The organism is Flammeovirga aprica JL-4, from assembly GCF_012844305.1.
Lineage (GTDB): Bacteria > Bacteroidota > Bacteroidia > Cytophagales > Flammeovirgaceae > Flammeovirga > Flammeovirga aprica.
In genome coordinates this window covers 1-4,359 of record NZ_JABANE010000222.1, presented here as the reverse complement: position 1 = coordinate 4,359, position 4,359 = coordinate 1, and the positions used below count along the sequence as shown (strand labels likewise).

Below are 4,359 nucleotides of genomic sequence, written 5' to 3'. Positions count from 1 at the left end.
GCATTCGTATGCAAACCTGCATTTGATTCATAAGTAATTGAATATTCTATTGGTGAATACTTTGAATATAAAGTAAGATCACCGGTACTTCCACTTGAAATTGATTCTACTTTACTTGTAAACTCTGAATCTGAGTACCAACCTTCAAAAGTATAACCCAATTTCGTTGCTTCAGTTAGAGTTATCTCTGATGACTCAATAGTATAACTCTCTAGATTTGAATGCTCTCCACCTTCTGTATTATAAGTAATTGTATAACTTACTAGCTTAAACTTTGCATATAGTGTTAGATCACCGGTACTTCCACTTGAAATTGATTCTACTTTACTTGTAAACTCTGAATCTGAGTACCAACCATCGAAAGTATAACCTAACTTAGTCGCTTCACTTAAAGTAATCTCTGATGACTCGATAGTATAACTTTCTAGGTTTGAATGTTCACCCCCATCTGTATTATAAGTAATCGTATAACTTTCTGGCGTAAATTTAGCATATAATGTAACATCTCCTGTACTTCCTGAAGTTATTGATGCTACTTTATTTGTAAACTCTGAGTCTGAGTACCAACCTTCAAAAGTATAACCTAATTTCGTCGCTGAGGTAAGTGTAATTTCTGATGATTCGATTGTAAAAGAAACAGCCTCATTAGCATGCGTACCTCCATTTGATTCATAAGTAATTGAATATTCAATCGGTGAATACTTTGCATATAATATTACATCTCCTGTACTTCCACTTGCTAGAGACTCTACTTTATTTGTAAACTCTGGCTCTGAGTACCAGCCTTCGAAAGTATAACCCAATTTTGTGGCTGAAGTAAATGTAATTTCTGACGATTCGATTGTATAAGATTCTTCATTAGCATGCGTACCAGCATTTGATTCATAAGTAATTGAATATTCAATTGGTGAATACTTTGCATATAATGTTACATCCCCTGTACTTCCACTTGTTATAGATTCTACTTTATTTGTAAACTCTGGCTCTGAATACCAACCTTCGAAAGAATAACCCAATTTTGTGGTTGAAGTAAATGTAATTTCTGACGATTCGATTGTATAAGATTCTTCATTAGCATGCATACCTCCATTTGATTCGTAAGTAATTGAATATTCAATTGGTGATAGATCATCAAATAGATGATTAATATCCTCTTCCACAAGAAATGAAACAGGTGCATAATAATATCCATCAGGAAGCCCCGACACCTCAGGAGTTATTGTTATGTTTTTTCCCTTTTCTACAAAGAATGAAACAGAACGCATATCTTCAAATAATTTTTCATCATCTCCAGAAATAATAATATCTCCAGTTTCAGTTTGAAAACGTGTACTTACGATAACATTGTTATTTGCTACAATATTAATACTGTAACTTACATCTAAATTTGTAACAGTTGAACTATTTGGATACTTATTATTTTCATGGTCTATCCACCCATCTAATTCAATACCGCTGATATTAGGTGTTGGTAATGTGAAAGAAGTTACCCAAGTATAATAAAATGCTTCTTTTCCTATAAATTGAAGTGATGATAAATTCGATAAATCTACATTACTTAAACTATTCTCTCGAAAAGCTGCTTCACCTATTGAAGTAAGAGATGACAAATTCGATAAATCTATGCTAATCAATTCATTATAATAAAAAGCATAAGAACCTATTGAAGTGAGAGATGATATATTTGATAAATCTACATTACTTAAATTATTCTCTTGAAAAGCGGCTTCACCTATTGAAGTAACTGTTATCCCATCAAAAGAGTTAGGTATTACAATATTAGTGTATCCCCCTAAGTAGTCCTTTATCTTACCATTTTCAAAAATAACATCTGCTGATGTTATTACATAGGGTTCACTGTTAGTGTAATAATATGATATGTCCAAGCGTGTTACTTCTTCTCCAGAACTGCTTCTATTCCATGCTCCATCAAAACTTGGATTAGGTAGTCTGAAGGACAACATAGAGTTATGTATAAAAGCTGCTTCGCCAATCGAAATAAGAGAAGATAAATCTGATAAATCTACACTACTTAAATCATTATAAGAAAAAGCATAAGAACCTATTGAATTAAGAGAAGGTAAATTCGAGAAATTTACACTAACTAAATCATTACTAGCAAAAGCAGAAGGACCTATTAACATAAGAGAAGGTAAATTCGATAAATTTACACTAACTAAATCATTACTAGCAAAAGCATATTCTCCTATTGAAATAAGAGAAGGCAAATTCGAGAAATTTACACTAACTAAATCATTATTAGAAAAAGCATTTGCTCCTATCGAATTAAGAGAAGGTAAATCTGATAAATCTACACTACTTAAATTATTTTCATCAAAGGCATTAGAACCTATTGTAGTAAGAGAAGATAAACTCGATAACTCTAAACTACTTAAATTATTTTCAGAAAAAGCTAAGAATCCTATCGAAGTAAGAGAGGATAAACTCGAGAAATCTACGCTACTTAAATAATTTTCAGTAAAGGCATTAGAACCTATTGTAGTAAGAGAGAATAAACTTGAGAAATCTACACTACTTAAATTATTTCCTCGAAAAGCATCAGCTCCAATTGAAGTTACTGTGGTTCCATCAATAGAATTAGGTATTACAATATTAGTGTATCCTCCCAAATAATCCTTTATCTCACCAGCTTCAAAGATTACATCTGCTGATGTTAGCTCATAGGGTTCGTTGTTTATAAAATAATAAGCTATACTTCTGTCATATACTACTCCTCCTGATACACCTTTATTCCATGCTCCATCACCATCCGGATTTGGTAATAAAAAGTATGTTAAATAATTATAAGAAAATGCTGACTTACCTATTATAACAAGTGAGGTTAGCTCCTTTAAATTTATACTATCTATTTTATTATCTCGAAAGGCTTCAGCTCCTATTGAAATAAGAGAGGTTAGATTCGAGAAATCTACATTACTTAAAAAATTATTTCTGAAAGCTTCATCTCCTATTGATACAAGAGAGGATAAATTAGAGATATCTACACTTCTTAAATTCTTTTTATAAAAAGCTTTTTCACCTATAGACGTCACTTCTATTCCATTGATAGAGTTAGGTATTACAATATTAGTGTATCCTCCCAAATAATCCTTTATCTCACCAGCTTCAAAAATTACATCTGCTGATGTTATTTCATAGGGCTCACTGTTAATATAAAAGTGTAAATTATTGAGGTTTGTTATTTCCTTTCCAGAATATCCTAAGTTCCAATCTCCTTTATAAGTTGGAGTAGGTAATGTATAGGATAACACAGAATTACCAGCAAAAGCACGGTCACCAATTGAAGTCAGAGAAGATAAATTCGAGATATCTACACTACTTAAATTATTCTTATAAAAAGCCCGTGTACCTATCGAGGTAAGAGAGGATAAATCTGAGAAATCTACACTACTTAAATCATTAAATTCAAAAGCACTTTGTCCTATAGAAACAAGAGAGGGTAAACCTTTTAAATTTACACTACTTAAATTATTATATATAAAAGCACGGTCACCAATTGAAGTCAGAGAAGATAAACCCGAGAAATCTACACTACTTAGATTATTTTCATAAAAGGCTGAAGAACCTATCGAAGTAAGAGAGGATAAATCCGAAAAATCTACACTACTTAAATTATTTTCTCTAAAAGCACTTTCTCCTATTGAAATAAGAAAGGGTAAATTAGAGAACTCTACACTACTTAAATTATTGTAAGAAAAAGCATAAGAACCTATTGATGTAAGAGAGGATAAATTCGAAAAATCTACACTACTTAATTCACCTCTAGAAAAAGCAGAATTCCCAATCGAAGTAACCTCAGTTCCCTCTATATATTGAGGTATAATGATGTTGGGATAACCACCATAGTAATCTTTGATTTCTCCATCTTCAAATAGGACATCCTCCTTTGTGAGGATATGTGGGACTTGAGCAACAGTTTTAGTGAAGCTTAAAACACTCAGTAAAAGAGCGAAAATTAATTTATTCATAATTAATAGTTTAGTTTTTATTTTATGAGTACAATAGTTTTTATTTTTGCAACGCAATGATAATGTATTTTGTTATAATTATAATAACAATAAGTAGTTTTTTTTGAAAAAAAATATTTCGACTCGAATACCAATCTTTCGATTAAAGAAATCACCAACGTTAATTAGAGTTTTAACCTACTGGTCTTATTTTCAATTTCCTATCTGTAACATATCCCAAAACGAAAGCCGGATATCGTGACCGTCAACCCATGGTAAAAGATATGCACCACCTTCATCAAGAAGGAAAACTAACTGCCTATCAAGAAAAGCATTGGTTTGGTGAACGCCCTACTGAGGAACTCTATGATTTAGAAAATGATCCCCACCA

1 protein-coding gene is annotated in these 4,359 nt (G+C 31.7%); it reads right to left on the bottom strand.

From position 1 onward, the window contains the following. A partial coding sequence (locus HHU12_RS33160) for a leucine-rich repeat protein (RefSeq protein WP_169661016.1) occupies positions 1-3,989 on the bottom strand: 3,989 nt, incomplete at its 3' end. Between the last annotated feature and the right edge of the window lie 370 nt (positions 3,990-4,359).